A 23380-nucleotide genomic window follows, 5' to 3' on the forward strand; every position below is an offset into this window, starting at 1 on the left:
GCCTTTTAGAGGTGTCCGGGAAGGACCTCGCGGGCGAGGTCTGCGATGCGGCGCTCGTTGGGGAATGACAGCTTCCGGGCCAGTTCCTGGATGGGCACCCATGCCACGTCCACGGCTTCCTGGTCGGGATCGTTTTCGATGGTCAATTCTCCCCCCGTGGCTCGCAGGAGGTAGTGGTGCACGGTCTTGTGGACACGGTGGCCGCTGACGGTGAACCAGTAGTCGATACTGCCCAGGGGCGCCAGGATGCTGCCTTCGATCCCGGTTTCCTCGGCGATTTCCCGAACCGCAGCCTCTTCGTTGTTTTCCTTGCCCTCCGGATGCCCCTTGGGCAGGCACCACTCGAGCCGTCCGCCGCGATTAAGGCGGGCGATGATCGCAACCCGCAGCTCGGCGTCGGACGTGTCCACCACGACGCCGCCGGCGGAGACTTCCTCGACCGTGGGCAGCGACGCCGGTGCCGACTGCTGGGCAGGGGCGACGTGCGCACCGATTGCCGACGGCAATGGTGCGTTTGTCCTCCTGCCTGGAGCGCTCGGTACTGGATGGGCCATGGAGTCCACTCTAACGACAGTTGCCCGTTCTTGATGACCGGAACATGACACCAACATGGACGGCATATGACGCACTTTGCGGGGACGTAATGGAAAGAACGCCGGTCCTGGCAGCTTTTTGGACTGCCCGGGCGCTGGTTTCTGCCAAGCTTAAGGAACTATGGCGCACGCACATCACAAGATCGATTCCCACACTGTCGACTTCAAGGTGGCCCCGGTGGTCCTGGAGCTCGGGCAGCGCTTCGTGGATGCCGGCCATGAGTTGTCGCTGGTGGGCGGGCCCGTGCGCGACCTCTTCCTGGGCCGGACCTCGCCGGACCTTGACTTCACCACCGACGCGACACCGGACCAGACCGTGGCGCTGATCAAGAAGTGGGCGGACAACTTTTGGGAAATCGGGCGGGCTTTTGGCACCATCGGCATGCGCAAGGCGGGTTTCCAGATCGAGATCACGACCTACCGCGCCGAAGCCTACGACCCCGACTCCCGCAAGCCGGTGGTGGCCTTCGGCTCTTCCCTGGCCGATGACCTGTTGCGCCGTGACTTCACCATTAACGCCATGGCACTGAAACTGCCGTCCATGGAGCTGGTGGATCCCTTCGGCGGCGTCCGTGACCTGCACGCTTCCGTGCTCGCCACGCCGGGAGCCCCGGAGGAGTCGTTCTCCGACGATCCGCTGCGGATGATGCGTGCCGCCCGCTTCGCCTCGCAGCTGGGTGTCTCTGTCCGGGACGACGTCCGTGAGGCCATGACGGGCATGGCGGACCGCATCAAGATCATTTCCGCGGAACGGGTGCGGGATGAACTGGTCAAGCTGGTCTGCGGAGCCCGGCCGCGGACAGGAATCGACCTCCTGGTGGAAACGGGCTTGGCCGAACATGTGCTGCCCGAAGTCTCCGCCCTCCGCCTCGAATCCGACGAGCACCACCGGCACAAGGACGTCTACCAGCACTCCCTCCAGGTCCTGGAACAGGCGGCCGAACTGGAGACCGGCGCGGACGGGCCTGTGCCCGGGCCGGACTTCGTGCTGCGCTTTGCGGCATTGATGCACGACGTCGGGAAGCCGGCGACGCGCCGCTTCGAACCGGGCGGTGCCGTGAGCTTCCGCCACCACGACATGGTGGGAGCCAAACTCACCACCAAACGGATGAAGGCCCTGCGGTTCGACAACGACACCACCAAGGCCGTTGCCCGGCTCGTGGAGCTCCACATGCGCTTCTACGGCTACGGTGACGCCGGATGGAGCGATTCGGCAGTCCGGCGGTACGTGACCGACGCCGGTCCGCTGCTGGAGCGCCTGCACCGGCTCACCCGTTCCGACGTGACCACCCGCAACCAGCGCAAGGCCGAGCGCCTGTCCTTTGCCTACGACGACCTCGAGTCCCGCATTGCCGCCCTCCGCGAACAGGAATCCCTCGACGCAGTGCGCCCGGACCTGGACGGCGCGCGGATCATGGAGCTGCTTGGCCTGAAGCCGGGACCGCTGGTAGGCCGGGCCTACAAGTTCCTCCTTAATGAACGGATGGAGTACGGGCCCCTGCCCCTCGAGGAAGCGGAGGCCCGCCTGCTCCGCTGGTGGGCCGAACAACCTGAATCTGCACCTGCCGCACCGGACGCAGGGACCTCTCCTGCCGCCGTCGAACCTTCCACCGAGGAGTCCAAGTGACCAACGCCGCCTTCGCACCGCGCCCCCAGCTCTGGATCCTTCGGCACGGTGAAACCGAGTGGTCCAAGAGCGGGCAGTACACCGGCCTCACGGACCTGCCGCTGACCGTGGAAGGCGAACAGCAGGCGGTGGAGGCCAGGAAGGTGCTGGACAACGTCGACTTTGACCTGGTGCTCACCTCCCCGCTCCGCCGTGCCCGCCGCACCGCCGAACTCGCAGGCTTTCCCGACGCGCGGCACGAGCCCCTCGCCGTGGAATGGAACTACGGGGACTATGAGGGCATCAGTTCGGACCTGATCCGCAAGGACAACCCCGACTACCTGATCTGGACGCACGGGGTCCCCAACGGCGAGACGCTGGACGAGGTGGCCGCGAGGGCGGACAAGATCATTGGCCGCGTCCTGGAATCCGGCATGGATAACGTGCTGATCGTGGCGCACGGGCATTTCTCCCGCATCCTCACTGCACGGTGGCTGGAACTCCCCGCCACGGAAGGGCGGCATTTCATCCTGGGAACGGCAAAGGTCTGCACCCTCGGCTGGGACAAAAAGACGCCGGCCATTGTGCGCTGGGGCCTCTAATTCCCCTTTTCTGCTTCTTTTTGCTGTTTCTCCGGAAATTGCTGGCCCTGCCGATAATTCTGGGGTACCTTTATTCCTGACCCCGAAGCACCCTGCCGGGGTCCGTTGACCGCAATGCAGACCACGCAGCGGGCCGCAGAAAAGGAGGTTGGGAAAATGATGACTTTGACTGGCGAATGGAATGCCATCATCAATGCCTTCCCGGCCTTTGCTGGTCCGGCGTGCATGGCTTCGGTCGATTCCGGCTCCCGGAGGACTCTCCGCGCGCCGCGACGCAGCTAATCCGCACGGCGCCGCTAAGCCCCGCCCGCCGGGGGGCTTCCGCCAGGGCCGGGATTTCCGGGTTCTCCCGTTGACCCCACTGGAACTGCCACTGCTGTAGTGCCCGCTTCATGTCCAAAACGGCACGTGTCCACATGCCAGGGCACTCCGGCAGCGCGGTCTTTGTTCTTCGGGTATTTCCCCTCCCGTTATTGTGCTGTTCGCGCAATTTCCTTATTTCCCTTTTGGGAAATTCCGCACCGTCATGTGCGCGCCCTTTGCGCGGCTAAAAGCGGTGTTATTCAGCCGCGCAATTTTCGCTGCCCAATCATCGAAAGGAGGTTTTCCTTGTGATGCAAAAGATCATGGGACTTCTGTCCCGCCCACTGCAGCGCCGCAGTTCCTTCAACACCGCTTTGCTGGAGCAGCACCGTAACGACGTTTTCGTGCTCATGCACCAGCAGCTTGGCGGGCTGCGCTGACAGCCGGCCCCGGTCCGGAACCGGGGCCGGCTGTAAGCTCGATCCCATGCACCAGACCCAGCCGCCGGAGAGTGGACGACGGTCCCGGATCGTGGTTCCCAGCCGCAGCGATGTCCTGCTGCGAAATTTCACCGAAGTCATCGGCGGTCCGCTGGGAAAGAGATCGGAGCCCGGACTGGTGTCCCCCGGGATCTTCACGGTGGAGCGGATACTCATTGTCCTCACGGCCGTGGCAGCCCTGGTGGGAATCCTGCTGAAAGGTTATTGCCGGGCCAACGGCTGGGAGACACCGACCCAGTTCTACGCCACGTGCTACTCCGACTTTCCCGAGCTTTTCCGGAACCGGGGCATCGCCGGGGGAACCTTCCCCATCCTCGGCAGCGGCAGCCAGTTCGAATACCCGGTGCTCATCGCGCTGATCGCGGGCGTGACATCCTGGCTGGTGCCCGGCGGAGACATTGACACCCGCGCCTTGGCCTATTTTGATGTCAACGTCCTGCTGCTCGCCGCGGTGGCCATGGCCACCGTCCTGGCTGTATCCCGCATGCCCGGCCGGCGGCCGTGGGATGCCGCGATGGTGGCAGTGGCCCCTGGACTGGTGCTGGCAGGCACCATCAACTGGGACCTGTGGGCCGCGTGCCTGCTCGCATGGGGCATGTACTTTTTTGCGCGGGACCGGCCCCTGGCTGCGGGCATCCTGATCGGCCTGGGCACCGCAACAAAGCTCTACCCCCTGCTGGTCCTTGGGGCCATCCTGCTCCTGGCCATCCGCACCGGCCGGTGGCGGCCCCTCGTCGCCACAGCCGGCAGTACCGGCGCCACATGGCTGCTGGTCAACCTGCCATTCGCCGCAGCCAACCCAGCAGGGTGGTCATACTTTTTCCAATACAGCGCCGACCGTGGTGCCGGCTACAGCTCAGCCTGGTTCGCCTATGACCTGGTGGCCAGCAGGCTCGGATGGCCGCGCCTCAATGCCGAATCCGTCAGCACGCTGTCGGCCGTGTGCTTCGCTGCGGCATGCCTCGCCATAGCGGCCGTGGCCCTGACCGCCCCCCGCCGCCCACGGCTGGCGCAGCTTGCCTTCCTGATCGTTGCCGCCTTCATCCTCACCAGTAAGGTCTATTCGCCGCAGTACGTGGTGTGGCTTGTCCCGCTGCTTGCCCTGGCGAGGCCGCGGTGGCGCGACTTCCTCATCTGGCAGGGAATCGAAGGCCTCCATTGGGCAGCGATCTGGATGTACCTTGGACAAGTGACCAGCGCCGGTTCTTCCCAACACAACCTGGACATGCCCTACTACGTCCTTGCCGTCGCCGCGCACATGTTCGCGGTGGGCTACCTCATGGCCCGCGTCACGTGGGACATCTACGATCCCTCCTACGACCCCATCCGCCGCCACCGTCTGGACGACCCCCACGGTGGTCCCTTCGCCAACGCGCCCGACCGGATCCTGCTGCGCGCAGGACAGCCGCTTTCGCCGAAGGAAGGCTCACATGCCTGATGTCGCCGTCGTGGGATCCGGACCCAATGGTCTCGCCGCGGCAGCCGTCATGGCACGCGCCGGGCTGTCCGTGGAGGTCTTCGAGGCCGCGCAAAGCATTGGCGGCGGCACGCGGACCTCCGAGCTGATGCAGCCCGGGCACTTCCACGACGTTTGCTCCGCGGTGCACCCCATGGCGCTGGCGTCCCCCTTCTTCCGTGCCTTCGAGCTGCCCCGCCGGATAGACCTCATCACCCCGGAGGTGTCCTTTGGTTCGCCCCTGGAGGGCGGCCGCGCTGCGCTGGCCTACACGTCACTGGACCGTACTGCTGCGGAACTGGGCCGCGACGGGGAGGCGTACCGGCGGCTCATGGAGCCGCTGGTCCGCAACATCGACGACGTCATGGACTTCACGCAGAACCAGCTCCTGCGGATACCCCGCAACCCGCTGGTGGCCCTGGCCTACGGCCTGCGGACCCTGGAACAAGGGACAGGTGCGTGGAACATCCGGTTCCGCGAACAGTACGCTCCGGCACTGCTGAGCGGTGTGGCTGCCCACGCCGTTTCCCACCTGCCGTCCCTCGCCGCATCGGGTGCCGGACTCATGCTCGGCGCCCTGGGGCATGCCGCGGGCTGGCCCATCCCCCGCGGCGGGTCCGCCACCATCGCTGCAGCGCTTGCGGACGATATTCGCGCCCATGGGGGAACCATCCACACCGGAACCCCGATTGACCGGCTGGAGCAGCTCCCCGCCACCCGGGCCACGCTCCTGGACGTCGCGCCCCGCGGACTGGTGGACATGGCAGGGGATTCCCTCCCCGGCCACTACCGGCGGGCCCTGGAAGCCTTCCGCTACGGGAATGGATCCTGCAAGGTGGACTTCATCCTGTCCGGACCGGTCCCGTGGCAGGCCCCCGGACTCGCCGACGCCGGCACTGTCCACGTCGGCGGAACCAGGGCCGAACTGGCGCGGTCGGAGAACGAGGTCAGTGCAGGACGGCATCCCGAACAGCCCTATGTGCTGGTGGCACAGCCGTCCCGTTTCGACCCCGGCCGCGCGCCCGGCGGCAGGCACACCCTCTGGACCTACTGCCATGTCCCTGCCGGTTCAACAAAGGACATGACACGAGAGATCACGGCACAGCTGGAACGCTTCGCCCCCGGGTTCCGCGACCTCGTGGTGGAGTCGCACGCCATCACGGCCGCCCAGCTGTCCCAGTACAACCGGAACTACATCGGCGGTGACTTCAGCGCGGGGATCATGGACGTCCGCGGGCTGGTCCAGAAGCCGGTGGTCTCCCCCGTGCCGTGGCGGACCCCCCTGCTGGGTGTGTACCTCTGTTCTTCCTCCACGCCGCCCGGACCCGGAGTGACCGGAATGCCCGGCCTGCACGCCGCCAAATACGCGCTCAACGACATCTTCAAGCTGCCAGTACCGGCTCTGGGCATCGGGTGACCACGCGCCGGGGGATAATGGCGCGATGGGGAAAACAACAAAACTTTCGCTTGCCTTAGCTGCGCTCATTGTGGGCACTGCCCTCGTGTCCTGCGATGACGGAAAATCCGGAGCGGAAGCAGCGGCGCAGCGGCTCGCCACCGCCGTCTCGGCGCTGGACGTGGGAACTGTGGCCTTCGACGGCAAGGACGCCGCCGCAGCCAACGAGCAGTTGCACGCGGTGTTCGCGTCCCTGGACCCGCAGAAGCCCGCCGTCCAGGCCGGAGAGCTCACCCTCGACGGCGACAACGCGTCCGCGCCGCTGGCCTACAGCTGGAAATTCGGCGACGCCGAGTGGAAGTACACGGTATCGGCGAAATTCAAGAAGTCGGGCGATAAATGGCTGGCGGTCTGGGAACCCGCCATCCTGGTTCCCGGCCTTGCCGACAGCGAGATCGTGACCAAAGGCTCCCAGTCTCCGCCGCGTGCCGACATCCTTGGTGCCGGCGATGCGCAGCTGGTGACCTACCGCCCGGTGGTGAATGTGGGGATCGACAAGCCCCAGCTCGGAACGGCGGACCCTGCCGATTCGGCCGGCAAACTGGCCGCGCTGGTGGGAGTGGACCCGGCAGGCTACGTCCAGCAGGTCAAGGCAGCCGGAGCGCAGGCCTTTGTTTCTGCCATTACCCTCCGCGAGGAGGGCCGGACCATCACCAATGAACAGATCCAGGCGATTCCCGGCGCACGTGCCATTCCCGCGTCCATCCCCCTGGCCCCGAGCAGGACGTTCGCGCGCGCCGTCCTTGGCTCCGTGGGCGAAGCCACGGCGGAACAGATCGAAGCGTCCGGTGGTGCCCTGGCCGCCGGTGACGTGACGGGCATCGGCGGACTCCAGCAACAGTACGACAAGCAACTGCGCGGCACGGACGCCCTCGTCATCCGTGCCCAGCGGGCGGACCTGACAAGGGAACAGATCCAGTCCTCGCCGACAGACCCCCGGCGCGTCCTTTTCGATGTGGCGCCCAAGCCCGGCACACCGCTGAAGACCACCCTGGACCCCCGGCTCCAGGCACTGGCCGAAAGCACCCTCGAAGGCGTGGGACCGGCGTCGGCCATTGTGGCGCTTCGCCCCTCCAGCGGCGCCGTCCTCGCGGCGGCGTCCGGCCCCGGCAGCAACGGCTACAACACGGCCATGCTGGGGCAGTACGCTCCCGGCTCCATATTCAAGATGGTTGACTCGCTCGCCATGTTCCGCAACGGGATGACGCCGGATTCCACCGTCCAGTGCACCCCCACGCTCACCGTGGACGGGCGCACCTTCAAGAACTCCGAGGGCTACCCGGAAACCTCCCTGGGCTCCGTGACGCTGCGCGATGCCTTCGCGCACTCCTGCAACACCGCCTTCATCTCCCAGCGCGACGCCGTTTCCCAGTCGCAGCTTGAGGCCGCTGCAGCCTCCATGGGGGTCGCCGTCGAAGCGCCGAAGCTCGGCGCCGAAGCCTTCCTCGGCTCGGTCCCCGGCCAGGCCGAGGGCACCGAACACGCCGCGTCCATGATCGGACAGGGCAAGGTGCTGCTCTCCCCGCTGGCCGCGGCCATCATGGCAGGCTCTGTTGCCAAGGGCGCCCCGGTCTCGGCGCAGCTTGTCCTGAAACCCGACGGCGGTGCTCCCGCCGCCGGAACGACCGCGGGGTCCACGGCGCCGGCCGCCGCACCGTCGGCGACGGCAACCGCGGAAGCGCCCTCCACCGCATCGGACAAGCCGATCACGGCAGCCGAGGCGACGGCCCTGGGGGACATGATGCGCGCGGTAGTCACGAGCGGACACGCCGGCTTCCTCGCCAGCGTTCCGGGTGAGCCAGTGGGTGCCAAGACCGGAACTGCCGAGTTCGGCACCGAGAACCCGCCCAAGACGCATGCCTGGATCGTGGCGGTGCACGGCGACCTGGCAGTTGCCGTGTTCGTGGAGGACGGCGGCCTGGGCGCCACCACATCCGGACCGCTGCTGAAGCAGTTCCTCACCGCCGCCGGCTAGGAAACGCCCTGCCGGGGCGTGGGAAGATGGAGCCCGTGGCCCATATTGACGTTTCCGGCATCGACTACTTCCTCTCCGACGGTACCCAGCTGCTCAACGGGGTGACCTTCAAGGTCCCGGACGGCACCAAAACTGCCCTGATCGGTCCCAACGGCACCGGCAAGACCACGCTGTTCCGGATCATCGCCGGTGACCTGGTGCCGGACGAGGGAGTGATTGGCCGCTCCGGGAAGATGGGCATCATGCGCCAGTTCGTGGGCCAGGTCCGGGACGGGTCCACGGTCCGGGACCTACTCGTGTCCGCCGCTCCCCCGGCCCTCGCGGCGGCTGCCCGCGAGGTGGATGATGCCGAGCTGGCCATGCTGGAGCACGACGACGAGCCCACCCAGATGCGATACGCCCAGGCCATCGTGGACTGGGGCGACGCCGGCGGCTATGACGTCGAGACGGTCTGGGACGAGGTTTGCATGGCCGCGCTGGGACTGCCGTTCGACCGCGCACAGCACCGCCCGGCGTCGAGCCTCTCCGGCGGCGAGCAGAAGCGGCTGGTGCTCGAGGCACTGTTCGCCGGCCCCGATGACCTCCTCCTGCTCGACGAACCGGACAACTACCTTGATGTCCCGGGAAAGCGCTGGCTCGAGGACAAGCTGAACGAGTCCCGGAAGACCGTCTTCTTCATCAGCCACGACAGGGAACTGCTGAACAACGCGGCAGGGCGGATCGTCACCCTCGAACCCGGCATCAACGGTGCCGCGGCGTGGATCCATGGCGGCGGCTTCGCCTCCTACGTGGAGGCGCGGGCGGACCGGAACGCCCGGTTCGAGGAGCTGCGCAAGCGCTGGGACGAGGAGCACATCAAGCTCAAGGAACTCGTCAACATGTACAAGAACAAAGCCGCGTTCCGCTCCGACATGGCCAACCGGTACCACGCTGCCCAGACCCGCCTCGCGAAATTCCTGGAGGCCGGACCGCCGGAGGCGCTGCCCATCGAACAGAACGTGCAGATGCGGCTCAAGGGCGGCCGGACCGCCAAGCGGGCCATCGTGGCGGAACAGCTGGAGCTCAGCGGGCTGATGAAACCCTTCTCCACCGAAATCTGGTTCGGCGACAGGGTGGGCGTCCTGGGCTCCAACGGTTCCGGCAAATCACACTTCCTGCGGCTGCTGGCCACCGGGGGCACGGACCCGGAGCGCGAGCACCTGCCCGTCTCCGACGTGGAGATTGCGGAGGTTCCGCACGAGGGGACCGTCAAGCTTGGGGCGCGGATCAGGCCGGGGTTCTTCGCCCAGACCCACGTCCGCCCCGATCTCCTGGGCAAGACACTGCTGGAAATCCTGCACCGCGGTGATGAGCACCGTTCCGGGCTGGGGCGGGAGGCCGCGGCAGGCGCCTTGGACGGCTACGGCCTGGCGGGCCAGTCGGAACAGAAGTATGAGTCGCTGTCCGGCGGCCAGCAGGCGCGGTTCCAGATCCTGCTCCTGCAGCTCAGCGGCGCCACGCTGCTGCTGCTGGACGAGCCCACAGACAACCTGGACCTGCACTCCGCGGAAGCCCTGGAACGGGCGATCGACCACTTTGAGGGAACCGTCCTGGCGGTCACCCATGACCGCTGGTTTGCCCGGACCTTCGACCGGTTCCTGGTGTTCGGGTCCGACGGGAAGGTGTACGAGTCCGCCGACCCCGTGTGGGACGAACAGCGCGTCCAGCGGGCCCGCTGACCAAGCCTTCCGCTCGTATGATCAAATGATCATTGATTGCTATCATTTGATCATGAAGACAGACGAGCGGCACCGCGTGATTGCCGAAGTCCTTCGGCGGCAGTCGGAAGCGAGCGTGGAGGACCTGATGCGCGAGTGCAGCGCGTCCGGTGCCACCATCCGCCGCGACCTGGAGGTACTTGCCGCCCGCGGTGTGCTGCGCCGGGTCCACGGCGGAGCCAAAAGCCTGATCGGCGGCGGGGAAAATCCCGGGTACGGCCAGCGCGAACTGGAAGACCAAGGGGCCAAAGCGCGCATCGCAGCTGCCGTGTCCCACCTGGTTCGGGACCGGGAACAGGTGTGGCTGGACAGCGGCAGCACGGCTACCGGGATTGCCCGCGCTTTGGCAGGCAGGGAACTGACAGTCATGCCGATGTCCCTCCAGGCCCTTAACGCCGCAGGCGGTGGAAGCAACGCGCTGGGCGTCCGGCCCGCACTGCTGCTTCCGGGCGGCAGCCTGATACCCGGTGAGCTGTGCTTCCGCGGACCCCTGGCCGAATCGAACATCCGGTCGCTGCGCTTCGACACCGCCGTGGTCACGCCCTGCGCCGTTGACGGAAAGGACGGGCTGCTGGCCCATGACCTGGATGATGCGGCGGTAAAGCGGGCCGGCCTGGAATCCGCGGCACGAGTGATCGTTGCCGCCTCCGCGGCAAAATGGCACGCACACGCCCGCGCGCTGGTCTCCGGCCTCGACCGTGTGGATGTCGTGGTCACGGACCGGACATTCAGTACCGAAGAACTCGCCCACCTCGACCGAAACTCTGTGGAAGTAGTCAACGTATGAGCACCAATACCGGCACGGACCAGCATGCGGGCATCAAGGCCGCGACGGTGGCTACCTTCGTGGTCTTCGGCATCAACGGACTCGTTTTCGCCAGTTGGGCGGCACGCATCCCCGCGGTGACGCAAACGCTGCAGATCACGTCCGGCCAGATGGGCACCCTGCTGCTGTGCACAGCCGTGGGCTCGCTCCTGGCGCTGCCCACCGCCGGGCTGGTGGTTGGCAGGATCGGTACCGCCAACACGGTCCGTTGTGCCGGCCTCCTGGCGGCGGCAGCAGGAGTGGGCATCGCCATGTCGCTCGCCGCTACGTCCATTCCGGGAACCGCGGTGTCACTGTTCTTCTTTGGCATTGGCATCGGCCTCTGGGACGTTGCGCAGAACATTGAAGGGGCCGACGTCGAACACAAGCTCCGGCGCACGATCATGCCGCAGTTCCATGCCGCGTTCAGCGGCGGTGCCTTCGTAGGGGCTCTCGTGGGCGCCGGCCTGTCGAACCTGGGAGTGGACCTTCCACTGCACCTGGTGGCAATAGCAGCAGTAGTGGTGGTGGTGGCACTGGCCGCTCCCCGTTTCTTCCTGCCCCACATTGTTGCCGTGGCGCCGGGGGAGGGTGAACCGAAGCCGGCGAAGGGTCCATCCGCGTGGCGCGATGGGCGCACCATCCTCATCGGCGTAGTGGTCCTTGGCGCGACCCTCACGGAGGGCGCGGGGAACGACTGGATTGCGAAGGCGTCAGTGGATGGCCTCGGGACCTCGGAATCAACCGGGGCGCTCATGTTTGCGCTCTTTGTCCTGGCCATGACGGCGATGCGTTTCCTCGGCGGCCGCGTCATCGACAGGTTCGGACGCACTGCCGTCCTGCGGGCAAGCATGGCCGCCGCGGCGGCAGGCCTCGGCCTGTTCGTCCTGGCCAGCAGCATCTGGCTTGCGGCGGTGGGTGCAGCCCTGTGGGGCGTGGGCGCTGCACTGGCCTTCCCGATGGGCATGTCCGCAGCCGCGGACGATCCCCGCCAGGCAGCTGCACGGGTCTCGGTTGTATCCACTCTTGGGTATATTTCCTTCCTGGCCGGCCCGCCGCTGCTTGGCTACCTCGGCGACCTGACCGGAATCCACACAGCCCTGCTGGCCATCATGGCCCCGATCCTGGTGGCACTGCTGCTGGCCGGCGCAGCGAAACCCCTGAAAGTCGAACAGGCGGCCGACGCAGCCTAGGACTGCGCGGCCCTGGGGTTAGGGTGTTCACATGAAAAGCACCAGGCGCGGCGTCCACCGGTGGATTGGCCGCTCGGATAGATACCTCCTGAGGCATGTTTCAAGGCTGCCCGGTGGCGGCCATGATGACTTCTTCCGCCGGCTTTCCGCCTCCGCGAACCATGGCAAACTCTGGATGGCGGTGGCCGCCCTCATGGCGCTTTTCCCCGGCAAGACCCGCAGGGCTGCGCTGCACGGCCTGATCGCCCAGGCAGTGGCCTCGGCCGTGACCAACGGGATCTTCAAGACACTGCTCCCCCGGACCAGGCCGTTGCCGGAGCACCTGCCGGTCTTCCGGTTCGTCCATCCGCAGCCCAAGAGTTCCTCCATGCCGTCCGGGCACTCGGCGTCCGCGGTAGCCTTCGCCGTGGGGGCGGGCCTGGTCCGGCCAGCCCTCGGGGCAGCCTTGGCCCCCGCCGCCGCCGGGGTGGCGTACTCCCGCGTCCACACGGGCGCCCACTGGCCCTCCGATGTCCTTTTTGGCTCAGCCATCGGGGCAGGCGCTGCCCTGGTAACGCGCCACTGGTGGCCGGTCCGCCCGCCATTTCCGGAGGCTGCGCGGACGTGGACTGATGCCCCCAAGCTTCCCGAAGGCGAAGGCCTGAGCATTGTGGTCAACACCCTGGGGGGCTCCTTCACAGAGGAAACCGCCGGCGCGCTGCAGGAGGTATTCCCCAAGGCGCATATCAATACCGTGCATCTGGATGAGGACTTGCTGGAGGAGATAGCGGCCACCGCCGATGCACCCGGCACCCGTGCCCTCGGTGTGTGGGGCGGCGACGGGACCGTCGGGGCGGCGGCCGCGGCCGCCGTCGAACGGTCGATCCCCCTGCTGGTGCTGCCGGGCGGAACCCTGAACCACTTCGCCCGCGACGCCGGCACCGGCAGCCTGAAGGAAGCAGTGGCGGCGGCGACCAACGGCCATGCCGCCCTGGCCGACGTGGGCGTGGTCACCGCAGAACGCGGCCTGGCCGGAAACCCTGAAATTTCCGAACTGATCATGCTGAACACCTCAAGCATCGGCCTCTACCCCAATTTCGTGCGGCGCCGCGAACACCTGCAGCCAGCCCTCGGCAAACCGTTGGCGGGGGTGGTGGCGATGTTCCGGACCTTCGCCGCGGGGACTCCGACCACCTTGACCGTTGACGGTAAAGGGCACAAGGTGTGGATCGCCTACGTGGGGCGCGGGCGCTACTACCCCCGCGACCACGCGCCCCTCCTCCGGCCCGTCATGGACGACGGCCTCCTCGACGTCCGCCTGATCACCGCCGACGAGTCCTTCGCCAGGATCCGGCTGTTGTGGGCCGTGCTGACCGGAACGGTGGCGGGCTCCCGCATCACGCACCTCAGGGAGGCGAAGGAAGTCCGCATAGACGCCGGTGGCGCCCCCATGGCCCTGGCGGTCGACGGCGAAGCGCTGGCAGGGGTGCGCAGCGTGGCCTACAGCGTGCGGCCCAAGGCATTGGCTTACTACTCGCCACACCCCTGAGGCACACCACGCGGCGGACAACCCTGATTGACCCCTGAATCATCCCTGAAACCGGCCCAAATTCGCCGGTGGCCTCGGTAGCGTGGGAAGTGCATTCCGCCCGAACGTCTTCCGCAGCCGCGCGCTGCCGTCCAAAGGATCCTTCATGATTGAGGCAAACGGGCTGACCAAGGTCTACGGCGCAAAAGCCGCCGTGGCCGGGGTCAGCTTCACCGTCAGGGCAGGTCAGGTGACCGGCTTCCTGGGCCCGAACGGCGCAGGAAAATCGACAACGATGCGCATGATCATGGGACTGGACCGCCCGACGTCGGGATCCGTCACCGTAAACGGACTGCCGTACGTCCGGCACAGGGCCCCGCTGCGTGAAGTCGGGGCGCTGCTTGATGCCAAGGCCGTCCACACCAGCCGCAGCGCCTACAACCACCTCCTGGCCATGGCGGCCACCCACAGCATCCCCAAGTCCAGGGTGCATGAAGTGATCGAAATGACCGGCCTCGAAGCTGTGGCCCGCAAGAAGGCTGGCGGCTTTTCGCTGGGCATGGGCCAGCGGCTCGGGATCGCCGCCGCACTGCTCGGGGACCCGCGGACGCTCATCCTTGACGAACCCGTCAACGGACTCGATCCGGAGGGTGTGGTGTGGGTGCGCAACCTCGTGCGCTACCTGGCTGCCCAGGGCCGGACCGTCTTCCTCTCCAGCCACCTGATGAGTGAAATGGCCCAGACGGCCGACCACCTGATCGTCATCGGCCGGGGCCGGGTGATCGCCGATGCACCCATCCAGGACATCCTCACCGGACAGGGCCAGGCGCGCACCAAGGTCCGAACGGACGAGCCGGTCCGGCTCAACCAGCTTCTCGCAGGCCGGGGGGCTTCTGTTGCCCACCAGGAGCAGGACCTGCTGGAGGTCACAGGCCTGGATCCCAGGACAATCGCCAAGACTGCCATGGACAACCAGATCATGGTCTACGAACTCACGCCCCTGGTGGCCAGCCTGGAGGAGGCATACATGGAACTGACCAAGGACGATGTGGAATACCACTCACTGCCCGCGGCGGAGGCAACTAAATGAGCTCAACCACCACCGAACCCGGGTCCCCGCGCGAACCGGCGCCATCGAACATCAGCATGTCCTCCCGAAGCGGCGCCCAGTCCCTTCCCGGCCCCACCTTCCTGCGGGTGCTCAACTCCGAGGCCATTAAGTTCCGCAGCCTCCTCTCCACCCTGATCCTCCTCGCGTCGACGGCAGTAGTAATGGTGGGATTCGGTGCACTTTCCGCTTGGGGCACGGGCCAGTTCGCAGATGCGGCGACCCGCGACCCGCAGGCCGCAGCCCGGATGGCAGCCCAGGGCGGCGACCTCGCGGTCAGTGTCCCCACCTCCGGCATCGCCTTCGCGCAGCTGATCCTGGGCTCGCTCGGCGTCCTCCTGATGAGCTCGGAATTCACTACCGGGATGGCACGGTCAACCTTCGCCGCGGTGCCCCGGCGCCTTCCCGCCTTTGCCGCCAAACTGGTGGTGGTCATGGTGACGTCGTTCGTGGTCACGGCGGTGTCCACCTGGGCAGCGGGCCTGGTGGCCGTACCCATCCTGGACAACTACGGCCTTCAGCTGGACCCGGGCAGCTCCCAGTCGGTCAAGCTGCTCCTGGTCAACAGCGTCTACGTGGCAGCGGTGGCCGCCATCGGCATGGCCCTGGGGACGCTGATCCGCAATTCGGCGGGCGGCATCATGAGCCTGGTAGGCATTTTCTTCGTGGCGCCCATCGCGTTCCAGCTCATTCCCGGCGACTTCTTCAAGGAGGCCCGGAAGTACCTGCCGGGCAATACCGTCGACCCGCTCACTGCCGCTGAACACATGCCGGACACGCTGGAGGCCTGGGAGGCGGCCGTGGTCCTCGGAGCGTGGGTGGTGGTTCCGCTGCTGCTCGCCGCAGTGCTGCTGAAACGGCGGGACGTGTAAGCGGCCCGTGGTTTCCGGCACATTACAAATGTGCCTCCTGCGCAACTAATCTTGCCTATTACGCCTCCTGCTTGGAGCCCCGTCCTGTCGGCCGTGGCCAGATCTGGAGAATCGCACAAAGCCTGGTGCCCGGGGGCGGACCTAGGGTAAAACGACGATGTGGCGCACCACACGGCCTCCCGGTAGTGGCCACGTCGCCTCAAACCCCCTGCCTCCCCAGGCTATTCCCCAACAGGACGGCGCTCCCATGCAAGACCAACAACTCTCCAAATCCCTGAAACCCAGGCACCTGTCGATGATCGCCATTGCCGGCGTCATTGGCGCAGGACTCTTCGTCGGCTCGGGGGCCGCGATCCAGCAGGCCGGACCCGGCATCCTCATCGCCTACGCCGCCGCCGGCCTTGTGGTCATCCTCGTGATGCGCATGCTGGGCGAGATGGCGGCAGCGAACCCGGAAACAGGTTCCTTCTCCACCTACGCGGACAAGGCGCTGGGCCGCTGGGCGGGGTTCAGCATCGGCTGGCTCTATGCCTGGTTCTGGATCATCGTCCTGGGCATCGAGGCCACCGCGGGTGCAGCGATCATGCACCGGTGGGTTCCCGGCATCGACCAGTGGGTGTGGGCCCTTGTCCTCATGGTGCTGCTGACGCTCACCAACCTGGGATCCGTAAAGTCCTACGGCGAGTTCGAATTCTGGTTCGCATCCATCAAGGTGGCGGCGATCGTCCTCTTCCTGATCTTTGGCGCCGCAGCCATCCTGGGCCTCATCCCCGGCGTTCCGGCCCCCGGCCTGAGCAACCTCCTGGACAACGGCGGCTTCATGCCCAACGGCCCGGGCGCAGTCCTGGCCGGCATCCTCGTCGTCGTCTTCTCCTTCTTCGGCGCGGAAATCGCCACCATCGCCGCCGGCGAATCCGTGAACCCGGTGGACGCAGTGAAGAAGGCCGTGAAGTCCACGGTCTGGCGCATCCTTGTTTTCTACATCGGCTCCATCGCCGTGGTGGTCACCCTGCTTCCGTGGAACTCCGCCTCCGTGGCCAAGAGCCCCTACGTTGCAGTCATCGAGCTGTTCGGCATTCCCGGTGCCGGCACCATCATGGACGTCGTGGTGCTGACCTCGGTCCTTTCCTGCCTCAACTCCGGCCTGTATACCGCCAGCCGCATGCTTTTCTCCCTCTCTACCCGCGGGGACGCACCCCGCTCCTGGACCCGCATCTCCGGCCGGGGCGTCCCCGCCGCCGCGGTGCTGGCCTCCACCGTGGTCGGCTTTGTCACGGTGGGCCTGAACTACATCGCTCCGGACACGGTCTTCCTGTTCCTGGTCAACACCTCCGGTGCGATCGCCCTGTTCGTCTGGCTGGTCATCTCCGCCTCGCAGCTGATCCTCCGCCGCCGGATGGGCGCGGCAGGCAACGACCTGCAGTTGAAGATGTGGCTTTTCCCCTACCTCACCTGGGCCGCCATCATCAGCATCGTTGCCCTGCTGATCGGCATGGTCATCGTGGAGTCCACCCGTGAGTCGCTGCTGCTCTCCCTGGCGCTGGCCGCCGTCGTCGTGGGCGTGGGAGTGTTCCGCTACCGCCGGAAGGGCACCGCCCAGCCAGCCGTCGAAACCGCCCGAACCCCGGCGGAGGAGGCCCGGCGCTAGACTCGGGACCATGCCTTTGCCTTCCTCTGCTGCAGACCACGTCCGCGACCTTGGCACCTACGTCACCGCGTCGCCGTCGAGCTTCCACGCTGCCGCCGAAGGCGGCAGGCGGCTCGAGGACGCCGGATTCATCCGGCTGGACGAGCTGCAGCCGTGGGAAGGCGGGCCGGGCCAGTTCTTCGTGATCCGTGACGGCGCCCTCATCGCCTGGGTTGTCCCCGAGGGCGCCGGCCCGGCCACCGGATTCAACATTCTGGGCGCCCACACGGATTCGCCGTCCTTCAAGCTCAAGCCCAAGCCCACCACCGGGGCCTACGGCTGGCTCCAGGCCGGCGTGGAGGTGTACGGCGGGCCGCTGCTGAATTCCTGGCTTGACCGGGAACTTCGGCTCGCCGGCCGGCTGGTGATGCTGGACGGAACGGAACACCTGGCAGCCACCGGGCCCCTGCTCCGGTTCCCGCAGCTGGCGATCCATTTGGACCGTGCCGTCAACGAGGGGCTCACCCTGGACAAGCAGCGGCACATGAATCCGGTGTGGGGTCTCGGGGATCCTGCCGGCGCCGACCTGCTGGCCGTTTTGGCTTCCTCAGTGGAGGGCGCGGACGTGGACCCGGCACAGATTGGCGGGTACGACGTCGTCATTGCAGACACGCAGGCACCAGCGGTTTTCGGCGGCAAGGGGGAGTTCTTCGCATCCGGGCGGTTGGACAACCTTTCCGCCACCCACGCCGGCCTTGCGGCGCTCATCGCGCACGCTTCCGGTGCGGGGGCTTCGGCGGGGGGCCCGATCGCCGTGCTTGCCGCCTTCGACCACGAGGAAATCGGTTCCAATTCCCGCTCCGGTGCCTGCGGGCCCATCCTGGAGGACGTGCTGGTGCGCATCTCCGAGGGCCTCGGCGCGACGGTGGGCGAACGGCGGCAGGCCCTGGCGGCGTCGTTCTGCCTGTCAGCCGATGCCGGCCACGCGGTCCACCCGAACTATGCCGAGCGGCACGACCCCGCCAACCACCCCGTGCTGAACGGCGGGCCGCTGCTGAAAATCAATGCCAACCAGCGCTACGCCACGGACGCCTTTGGGGCGGCGTTCTGGGCGCGGCTCTGCGCTGAGTCGGGTGTGCCGTACCAGGAATTCGTCTCCAACAACGTCATGCCCTGCGGTTCGACCATCGGGCCGCTGACGGCAACCAGGCTGGGCATCCGGACGGTGGACGTGGGCGTGCCGCTGCTCTCCATGCATTCTGCCCGGGAACTATGCGGGGTGGAGGATCCCCTCCGCCTGGCCACCGTCACGGAACTGTTCTTCCGTACCGGGGTTTAGTCACGGCCCGGGGCGCAGTCCTAGCGGGCCCTGCGGTAGTTGAAGACGTCGTGGTCGATCTGGTGGGCGGGCACACCAACCCAGGTTTCGCCGTCGGGCACGTTGCTCAGGACCGCCGCGCCCATTCCGATGGTTGCGTAGTCCCCCACGGACGTCCTTTCCCGGACGCTGGAGTTCAAGCCCAGGTAGGCAGCCCTCCCCACCCGGACGCCCCCGCCCAGGGAAACGCCCGCAGCGAACGTCGCAAAGTCGGACACGTCGTCGTCATACGAAAACGTCACCGAGGGCATGGCCACCACGTGCGCGCCCAGCGTCACGGCAGCCGTAAGCGTCACGTTGCGCAGCAGGATGCTGCCGCGCCCGATCCGGCACCCCTCCGGATACTGCACGGACGGATCGACGGCGGTGGCGTACCGCGACTCCTGGATCCCCAGGGACGCCAGGTGGTGCACCACGGACTCGCGCTCCTTGCTCGACGCCAGGCACACCAGCAGGAAGGCATGCGTGTACTTGGTGGCGTCGTCAATGGTCCCCAGGACCGGGGCCCCGTCCACCGTGACGCCGGCCATCTCCTGGTCATCGTCCAGCAGGCCGACAACGTCGTACTGGCCGCTGCTGCGCACCATGGCAAGGACTTCGCGGGCAAGGCCGCTCGCTGCTACCAGGATCAGCTCGCTCACGAGCCCACCGGGTGGGCCGTGTTCCTAATGGTGTTGATGACCCGGTTGATGCTGGCCGTGTCGATTTCATGGAATACGGGGAGCACCAGGGTTCGGTCGCTCAGCCGCTCGGTGGCCCGCAGCGATGCGTTGCCGGTGTCGCGCCAGCGGTAGGCCGGCTGGCGGTGGGCCGCGTACGGCCCCCGTCGGCCGGTGATTCCCGCTTCGGCGAGCCTTCCCAACAGCGTTTCCCGGGAAGCGGGGAACGCCGGCAGGACTTCCAGCCAGAGGGACTGGAAATTGGTGGTGCCGTAGGGCGGGTCGGACACAATCCGCAAACCTTTCAGGCCCGCCAGCGCCGCCACGTACATGCCGGCTATCTTCCGGCGCCGTTCCACCATTTCCGGCAGGCGCTTCAGTTGCACTATGCCCACGGCGGCCTGCAGGTCCGTCATGCGGTAGTCGAAGCCGACTTCCAGGCAGACTTCCCGGGGTGACAGGCAGGATTCCCCGCCGTCCAGGACCGCCAGGTTGCTTGAATGTTCCCGCAGGGCGCGGGCACGTACTGCCCAGTCGGCCCTGCGGGTGGTCAGCATTCCCCCTTCGCCGGTGGTCAGTATGTGGCTTTGATGGAAGGACCAGACAGCCACATCTGCTCCTGCCCCCACCGGCCTGCCCTTATATCGCGAGCCCGCCGCGCAGGCCGCATCCTCAATGACCGTGATCTCATGGCGGTCGCACAGTGCCCGGATCTGATCCAGGTCCACCGGAACCCCCGCCTGGTCCACCACGATCACTGCGCGGGTGTCCAGGGTCAGGGCGGCATGGATGGTTTCCGCGGTCACGTTCCCCGTGGCGGGGTCGACGTCGCAGAAGACGGGGCGGGCACCCACATAGGTCACCGCGTTGGCCGCCGCGATGAAGGTCAGGGAAGGCACCACCACGTCGTCGCCCGGGCCTATCCCAGCCACCACCAGGGCCAGGTGCAGGGCCGTTGTGAAGCTTGAGGTGGCCACCGCGAAACGGGCACCGTGGGCGAGTGCAAAGCTTGCCTCGAACTCCTTGACCTTCGGGCCCTGGGTTACGCAGCCGGAGTAGACGACGTCGGCAAGGGCATGGGCTTCCTCCTGCCCCAGCCACGGTTTCGTGACTTCTATGCGGGCGACGACGGATTCCGTGGCCACGAGGCACCAACTTTCTTGGGAGGAGCAGGATGGGGGCCGGTATTTTCCTTCACGTGGACCACAAGGTGCTTTTATGCCCGGTTCCGGCGGTTTCCTGGCCATCCGGTGTTGGCGCAGCGGCAGCGGAGGCCTGCCCGTCCAGGGCCCGGCTCCGGGTGGCGGCCTCCAGGACCGACAGCACGCGCAGCCCCGGCGCATAGGCAGAGCCGGCCTTCCGTTGGCCGCGGATGCAGTGGGCCAGCTCAGTGGCCAGCCGGGCACGGTTCTCCGCGTCCAGCACCGACACCGGCACTTCTTCGTCCTGTTGTTGGAGCAGGATGGGTTCTGCCCAATAGGGGGCGGTTCGGGGCTGTCCGCCCAATGGTCCGGGGTTCAGGAGGCGCAGCCGCTCCTGCACCAGCATGGCATCCCAGGCCAGCGTCAGGCGGGTGCCTGCGATGACCAGCCGGTGGCTTTCCACGTGGCTCAACCTGTTGACGTGCAGATGCACGGGTGCGTCATTGGGAAGCCTGAAATACACGTGGCCCACGCAGTCGCGGCCGGTGCCGAGCGGGTCGCCGCCAAACGCCGACACCCCCCGGGGGTTGAGGCCGTCCGGGAGCACGTGGTCCAGGATTGCAAGGCTGTCCGGGGAAAGGTCCCAGAACACGTCACGGTCTGCCTGGGCCAGCCCCGTTTCGGTCCGCCGGGCCTCGATAAACAGGATCTCGCCGAGGGCGTCGCTGTCCATCACTTTCTGCATCCGCTGCACGGCCGGGTCGAAGGAGGCCGCGCTCCTGGCCATGAGCACTACGCCTTCGCTTTCCGCTTCGGCAGCCATTTCGCGCCCATGTTCGAGGCTGTCGGCGAGCAGGTCTTCCACCAGGACGTGTTTGCCGGCGCGTAGCGCGGTCATCACGGTCCCGTAAAGGGCACGGTGGGAGGCAGCAATGGCCACCGCGTCCAGGTCGACGCAGTCCAGGAGTTCGTCAATCGCCGTAAAGCTTGGAACATCGCCCAGCTTGCGCGAAAGCCGGGTGGCCCTGAGGGGGTCCGCGTCGCAGACCGCCACCAGTTCCCAGTCCGGACTGGCCTGGAAAGCTTTGGCCAGGCCGGCGCCGCGCGACCCTGTACCCACCACCGCGGCCCGGAGTTTGCGCGGAACTGGGTGGACCAGGCTGAAAGCACTTTCCCAGGGCTCCATGGTTTCCTCTTCCTCAATACCTCAGTAAGCGCCCGAGGGCTGGACCACTGCACGGAATGTCCGCCAGAGGATCAGGAGGTCCCCGGCAATTGACCAGTTCTCGACGTAGTACAGATCCAGCCGCACCGCTTCGTCCCAGGAAAGATCAGACCGCCCGTTGATCTGCCAGAGGCCGGTGAGGCCTGGCTTGATCAGGAGGCGCCTGTGGGTGTGGCGCTCGTAGCCGTTGACTTCGCGGGCAAGGGGCGGGCGCGGGCCCACCAGGCTCATGTCGCCCGTAAAGACGTTCCAAAGCTGCGGCAGCTCGTCCAGCGAGTACTTCCGCATCCACCGTCCGCATTTGGTCACCCGCGGGTCTTCGCGCATCTTGAACAGCACGCCCGCGCCCTCGTTGCTGGTGTTCAGGTGTGCCAGGCGCTCCTCGGCGTCCACCACCATGGACCGGAACTTGTACATTCCGAACGTCCGCCCGTCCTTTCCGACGCGTTCCTGCCGGAACAGGACCGGGCCCGGGCTGTCCCGGTGCACGATGGCGGCCAGAAGCAGGAGCACCGGCGACAGGACGAGCAGTGCACAGCCCGCGAGGGCTACGTCCACCACCCGTTTGAGGATGTGTTTTCCACCCGAGTACTGCGGGATATCGACGTGCATGAGCGGAAGGCCTTCCACCGGCCGCCAATGGATCCGGGGCCCTGCAACGTTCGTCAGGGTCGCCGCCAGCACCATTTCGGCTGAGCACTCTTCCAGCTGCCACCCCAGCTCGCGGATGAACCGGTTCCCGCCCGGCAGGGGGCCGGCGATGATCACGGAGTCCGCCGTTGCCAGCCTGGCGGTTCTGGGGATGTCATCGGTGGAGGACAGAACGGGAACGATCTCATCGTCCACCCGCAACTTGGCCCCCCTGCGGGAGCCCGGCAGGCAGACACCGAGAATCTGGTAGACGGGTCCTGACTTCTTCCTGATCTGGTGGACCACATACCGCACGTCCTCAGGCTCACCCACCACGATGGCGCGCGACAGGTGCCGGCCCTTGGCCTTCTCGGTTGCCAGCCGGCGGCGGAACAGCCAGCGGTTGGCGGTCAAGGCAGTGATTCCCAGGGGCAGTGAAACGGTCACGAGGGCGGAGCCACCGCTGATTGAGAAAACGACGGCGGCCATCGCCAGCAAGCCGAAGACGCGGAATGTTGCAGCAGCCACGCGCTTGTACTCGTCGGCCCCGACGCCCAGGACCTTCGAATCCCGGGTCCTGTTGACTTCCAGGGCCGCCATCCAGATCACCGCCACCGCGGCAGCGGGTCCCGTGCTGGCTCCGTCAAGGACTGGTCCGCCACCGGCCGCCAGGTAACCCACGAACACTGCACCTGCCACCATCAGGGAGTCGGTCACCCGCAAAAGGTTCATATGGGTGGAGATCCAGTCGGCCGACGCTTTGCGGTTCAGGGCCGGCGCGAGGACGCTGGCCGGCCGGGCCGGGCCGGGGCGCACTGCAGGGACCGGACGCTCCCCTGCCAGGCTGCCCGCGATCAGGGAGGGCTTTGCCTCGTACGGAATCGTGCGCCATGGGATGGGGCGCCGTTGTCGGGTAATGGGTACTTCTGCCAAGGTAACCCCTTACGGTGTCTCCACCGGTCTTGTGTGACTGTGAGTCAAAACTA

At 66.8% G+C, this 23380-nt stretch carries 19 protein-coding genes; 14 read left to right on the plus strand and 5 right to left on the minus strand.

Annotated elements, in window-relative coordinates:
- Positions 1–5: 5 nt before the first annotated feature.
- The gene (locus AC3IMC_RS18210) at positions 6–506 is read right to left on the minus strand and encodes an NUDIX hydrolase (protein ID WP_175317151.1); all 501 of its coding nucleotides are present in this window, start codon (positions 504–506) and stop codon (positions 6–8) included.
- A 208-nt stretch (positions 507–714) separates the two neighbouring features.
- On the opposite strand from AC3IMC_RS18210, the gene AC3IMC_RS18215 reads away from it, so the two are divergent.
- From AC3IMC_RS18215 to AC3IMC_RS18280, 14 genes are all read left to right on the plus strand, one after another.
- On the plus strand, positions 715–2220 hold the full coding sequence (locus AC3IMC_RS18215; RefSeq protein WP_490920146.1) for a CCA tRNA nucleotidyltransferase: 1506 nt from the start codon (positions 715–717) through the stop codon (positions 2218–2220).
- Positions 2217–2801 carry a histidine phosphatase family protein gene (locus AC3IMC_RS18220; RefSeq protein ID WP_454485447.1) on the plus strand — a complete coding sequence of 195 codons (585 nt, stop codon included), beginning with the start codon at positions 2217–2219 and terminating at the stop codon, positions 2799–2801. The genes AC3IMC_RS18215 and AC3IMC_RS18220 overlap by 4 nt, the downstream gene beginning before the upstream one ends.
- A 611-nt stretch (positions 2802–3412) precedes the next feature.
- Positions 3413–3544 carry a hypothetical protein gene (locus AC3IMC_RS18225; RefSeq protein ID WP_490920148.1) on the plus strand — a complete coding sequence of 44 codons (132 nt, stop codon included), beginning with the start codon at positions 3413–3415 and terminating at the stop codon, positions 3542–3544.
- A gap of 46 nt (positions 3545–3590) precedes the next feature.
- Positions 3591–5042, plus strand: coding sequence for a glycosyltransferase family 87 protein (locus tag AC3IMC_RS18230; RefSeq protein ID WP_490920149.1), 1452 nt, complete (start codon positions 3591–3593; stop codon positions 5040–5042).
- Entirely contained in the window at positions 5035–6477 is a 1443-nt protein-coding gene (locus AC3IMC_RS18235; protein ID WP_490920150.1) for a phytoene desaturase family protein, read from the plus strand. The genes AC3IMC_RS18230 and AC3IMC_RS18235 overlap by 8 nt, the downstream gene beginning before the upstream one ends.
- A 25-nt stretch (positions 6478–6502) precedes the next feature.
- Positions 6503–8491 (plus strand): penicillin-binding transpeptidase domain-containing protein, encoded by a 1989-nt coding sequence (locus AC3IMC_RS18240; RefSeq protein ID WP_490920151.1) that lies wholly within the window; start codon positions 6503–6505, stop codon positions 8489–8491.
- Between the two features lie 35 nt (positions 8492–8526).
- On the plus strand, positions 8527–10209 hold the full coding sequence (locus tag AC3IMC_RS18245; RefSeq protein WP_490920152.1) for an ABC-F family ATP-binding cassette domain-containing protein: 1683 nt from the start codon (positions 8527–8529) through the stop codon (positions 10207–10209).
- 52 nt (positions 10210–10261) lie between these two features.
- Positions 10262–11035 carry a DeoR/GlpR family DNA-binding transcription regulator gene (locus AC3IMC_RS18250; protein ID WP_490920154.1) on the plus strand — a complete coding sequence of 258 codons (774 nt, stop codon included), beginning with the start codon at positions 10262–10264 and terminating at the stop codon, positions 11033–11035.
- Positions 11032–12246 carry an MFS transporter gene (locus tag AC3IMC_RS18255; protein WP_490920155.1) on the plus strand — a complete coding sequence of 405 codons (1215 nt, stop codon included), beginning with the start codon at positions 11032–11034 and terminating at the stop codon, positions 12244–12246. The genes AC3IMC_RS18250 and AC3IMC_RS18255 overlap by 4 nt, the downstream gene beginning before the upstream one ends.
- Positions 12247–12277: 31 nt before the next feature.
- Positions 12278–13774, plus strand: coding sequence for a bifunctional phosphatase PAP2/diacylglycerol kinase family protein (locus AC3IMC_RS18260; protein WP_490920157.1), 1497 nt, complete (start codon positions 12278–12280; stop codon positions 13772–13774).
- A gap of 145 nt (positions 13775–13919) precedes the next feature.
- A complete protein-coding gene (locus AC3IMC_RS18265) occupies positions 13920–14843 on the plus strand; it encodes an ABC transporter ATP-binding protein (RefSeq protein ID WP_490920159.1) in 924 nt (307 codons plus the stop codon).
- 56 nt (positions 14844–14899) lie between these two features.
- The gene (locus AC3IMC_RS18270; RefSeq protein WP_490920178.1) at positions 14900–15733 is read left to right on the plus strand and encodes an ABC transporter permease; all 834 of its coding nucleotides are present in this window, start codon (positions 14900–14902) and stop codon (positions 15731–15733) included.
- Positions 15734–15980: 247 nt separating this feature from the next.
- Entirely contained in the window at positions 15981–17381 is a 1401-nt protein-coding gene (locus AC3IMC_RS18275) for an amino acid permease (protein ID WP_490920161.1), read from the plus strand.
- A 10-nt stretch (positions 17382–17391) separates the two neighbouring features.
- Positions 17392–18699: a M18 family aminopeptidase gene (locus tag AC3IMC_RS18280; protein WP_490920163.1), complete on the plus strand. Its 1308-nt coding sequence runs from the start codon at positions 17392–17394 to the stop codon at positions 18697–18699.
- 20 nt (positions 18700–18719) lie between these two features.
- On the opposite strand, the gene AC3IMC_RS18285 is transcribed toward AC3IMC_RS18280, so the two are convergent.
- From AC3IMC_RS18285 to AC3IMC_RS18300, 4 genes are read right to left on the minus strand one after another with little or no spacing between them, the layout of a single operon-like run.
- Positions 18720–19379 (minus strand): NeuD/PglB/VioB family sugar acetyltransferase, encoded by a 660-nt coding sequence (locus AC3IMC_RS18285; RefSeq protein ID WP_490920165.1) that lies wholly within the window; start codon positions 19377–19379, stop codon positions 18720–18722.
- Positions 19376–20542, minus strand: a complete 1167-nt coding sequence (locus AC3IMC_RS18290; protein WP_490920167.1) for a DegT/DnrJ/EryC1/StrS family aminotransferase — start codon at positions 20540–20542, stop codon at positions 19376–19378. The genes AC3IMC_RS18285 and AC3IMC_RS18290 overlap by 4 nt, the downstream gene beginning before the upstream one ends.
- 49 nt (positions 20543–20591) lie before the next feature.
- Complete coding sequence (locus tag AC3IMC_RS18295) at positions 20592–21725, minus strand: Gfo/Idh/MocA family protein (RefSeq protein WP_490920169.1); 1134 nt, start codon at positions 21723–21725, stop codon at positions 20592–20594.
- Between the two features lie 21 nt (positions 21726–21746).
- Positions 21747–23210: a sugar transferase gene (locus AC3IMC_RS18300; RefSeq protein ID WP_490920179.1), complete on the minus strand. Its 1464-nt coding sequence runs from the start codon at positions 23208–23210 to the stop codon at positions 21747–21749.
- Positions 23211–23380 lie beyond the last annotated feature (170 nt).

Source organism: Arthrobacter sp. E70 (genome assembly GCF_058266945.1).

What these genes read in the sequence shown, in the direction of transcription:
- AC3IMC_RS18215 (WP_490920146.1), top strand. Translation starts at nt 715, where the DNA reads ATGGCGCACGCACATCACAAGATCGATTCCCACACTGTCGACTTCAAG.
- AC3IMC_RS18230 (WP_490920149.1), top strand. Translation starts at nt 3,591, where the DNA reads ATGCACCAGACCCAGCCGCCGGAGAGTGGACGACGGTCCCGGATCGTG.
- AC3IMC_RS18235 (WP_490920150.1), top strand. Translation starts at nt 5,035, where the DNA reads ATGCCTGATGTCGCCGTCGTGGGATCCGGACCCAATGGTCTCGCCGCG.
- AC3IMC_RS18240 (WP_490920151.1), top strand. Translation starts at nt 6,503, where the DNA reads ATGGGGAAAACAACAAAACTTTCGCTTGCCTTAGCTGCGCTCATTGTG.
- AC3IMC_RS18250 (WP_490920154.1), top strand. Translation starts at nt 10,262, where the DNA reads ATGAAGACAGACGAGCGGCACCGCGTGATTGCCGAAGTCCTTCGGCGG.
- AC3IMC_RS18255 (WP_490920155.1), top strand. Translation starts at nt 11,032, where the DNA reads ATGAGCACCAATACCGGCACGGACCAGCATGCGGGCATCAAGGCCGCG.
- AC3IMC_RS18260 (WP_490920157.1), top strand. Translation starts at nt 12,278, where the DNA reads ATGAAAAGCACCAGGCGCGGCGTCCACCGGTGGATTGGCCGCTCGGAT.
- AC3IMC_RS18265 (WP_490920159.1), top strand. Translation starts at nt 13,920, where the DNA reads ATGATTGAGGCAAACGGGCTGACCAAGGTCTACGGCGCAAAAGCCGCC.
- AC3IMC_RS18270 (WP_490920178.1), top strand. Translation starts at nt 14,900, where the DNA reads ATGTCCTCCCGAAGCGGCGCCCAGTCCCTTCCCGGCCCCACCTTCCTG.
- AC3IMC_RS18275 (WP_490920161.1), top strand. Translation starts at nt 15,981, where the DNA reads ATGCAAGACCAACAACTCTCCAAATCCCTGAAACCCAGGCACCTGTCG.
- AC3IMC_RS18280 (WP_490920163.1), top strand. Translation starts at nt 17,392, where the DNA reads ATGCCTTTGCCTTCCTCTGCTGCAGACCACGTCCGCGACCTTGGCACC.
- AC3IMC_RS18295 (WP_490920169.1), bottom strand. Translation starts at nt 21,725, where the DNA reads ATGGAGCCCTGGGAAAGTGCTTTCAGCCTGGTCCACCCAGTTCCGCGC.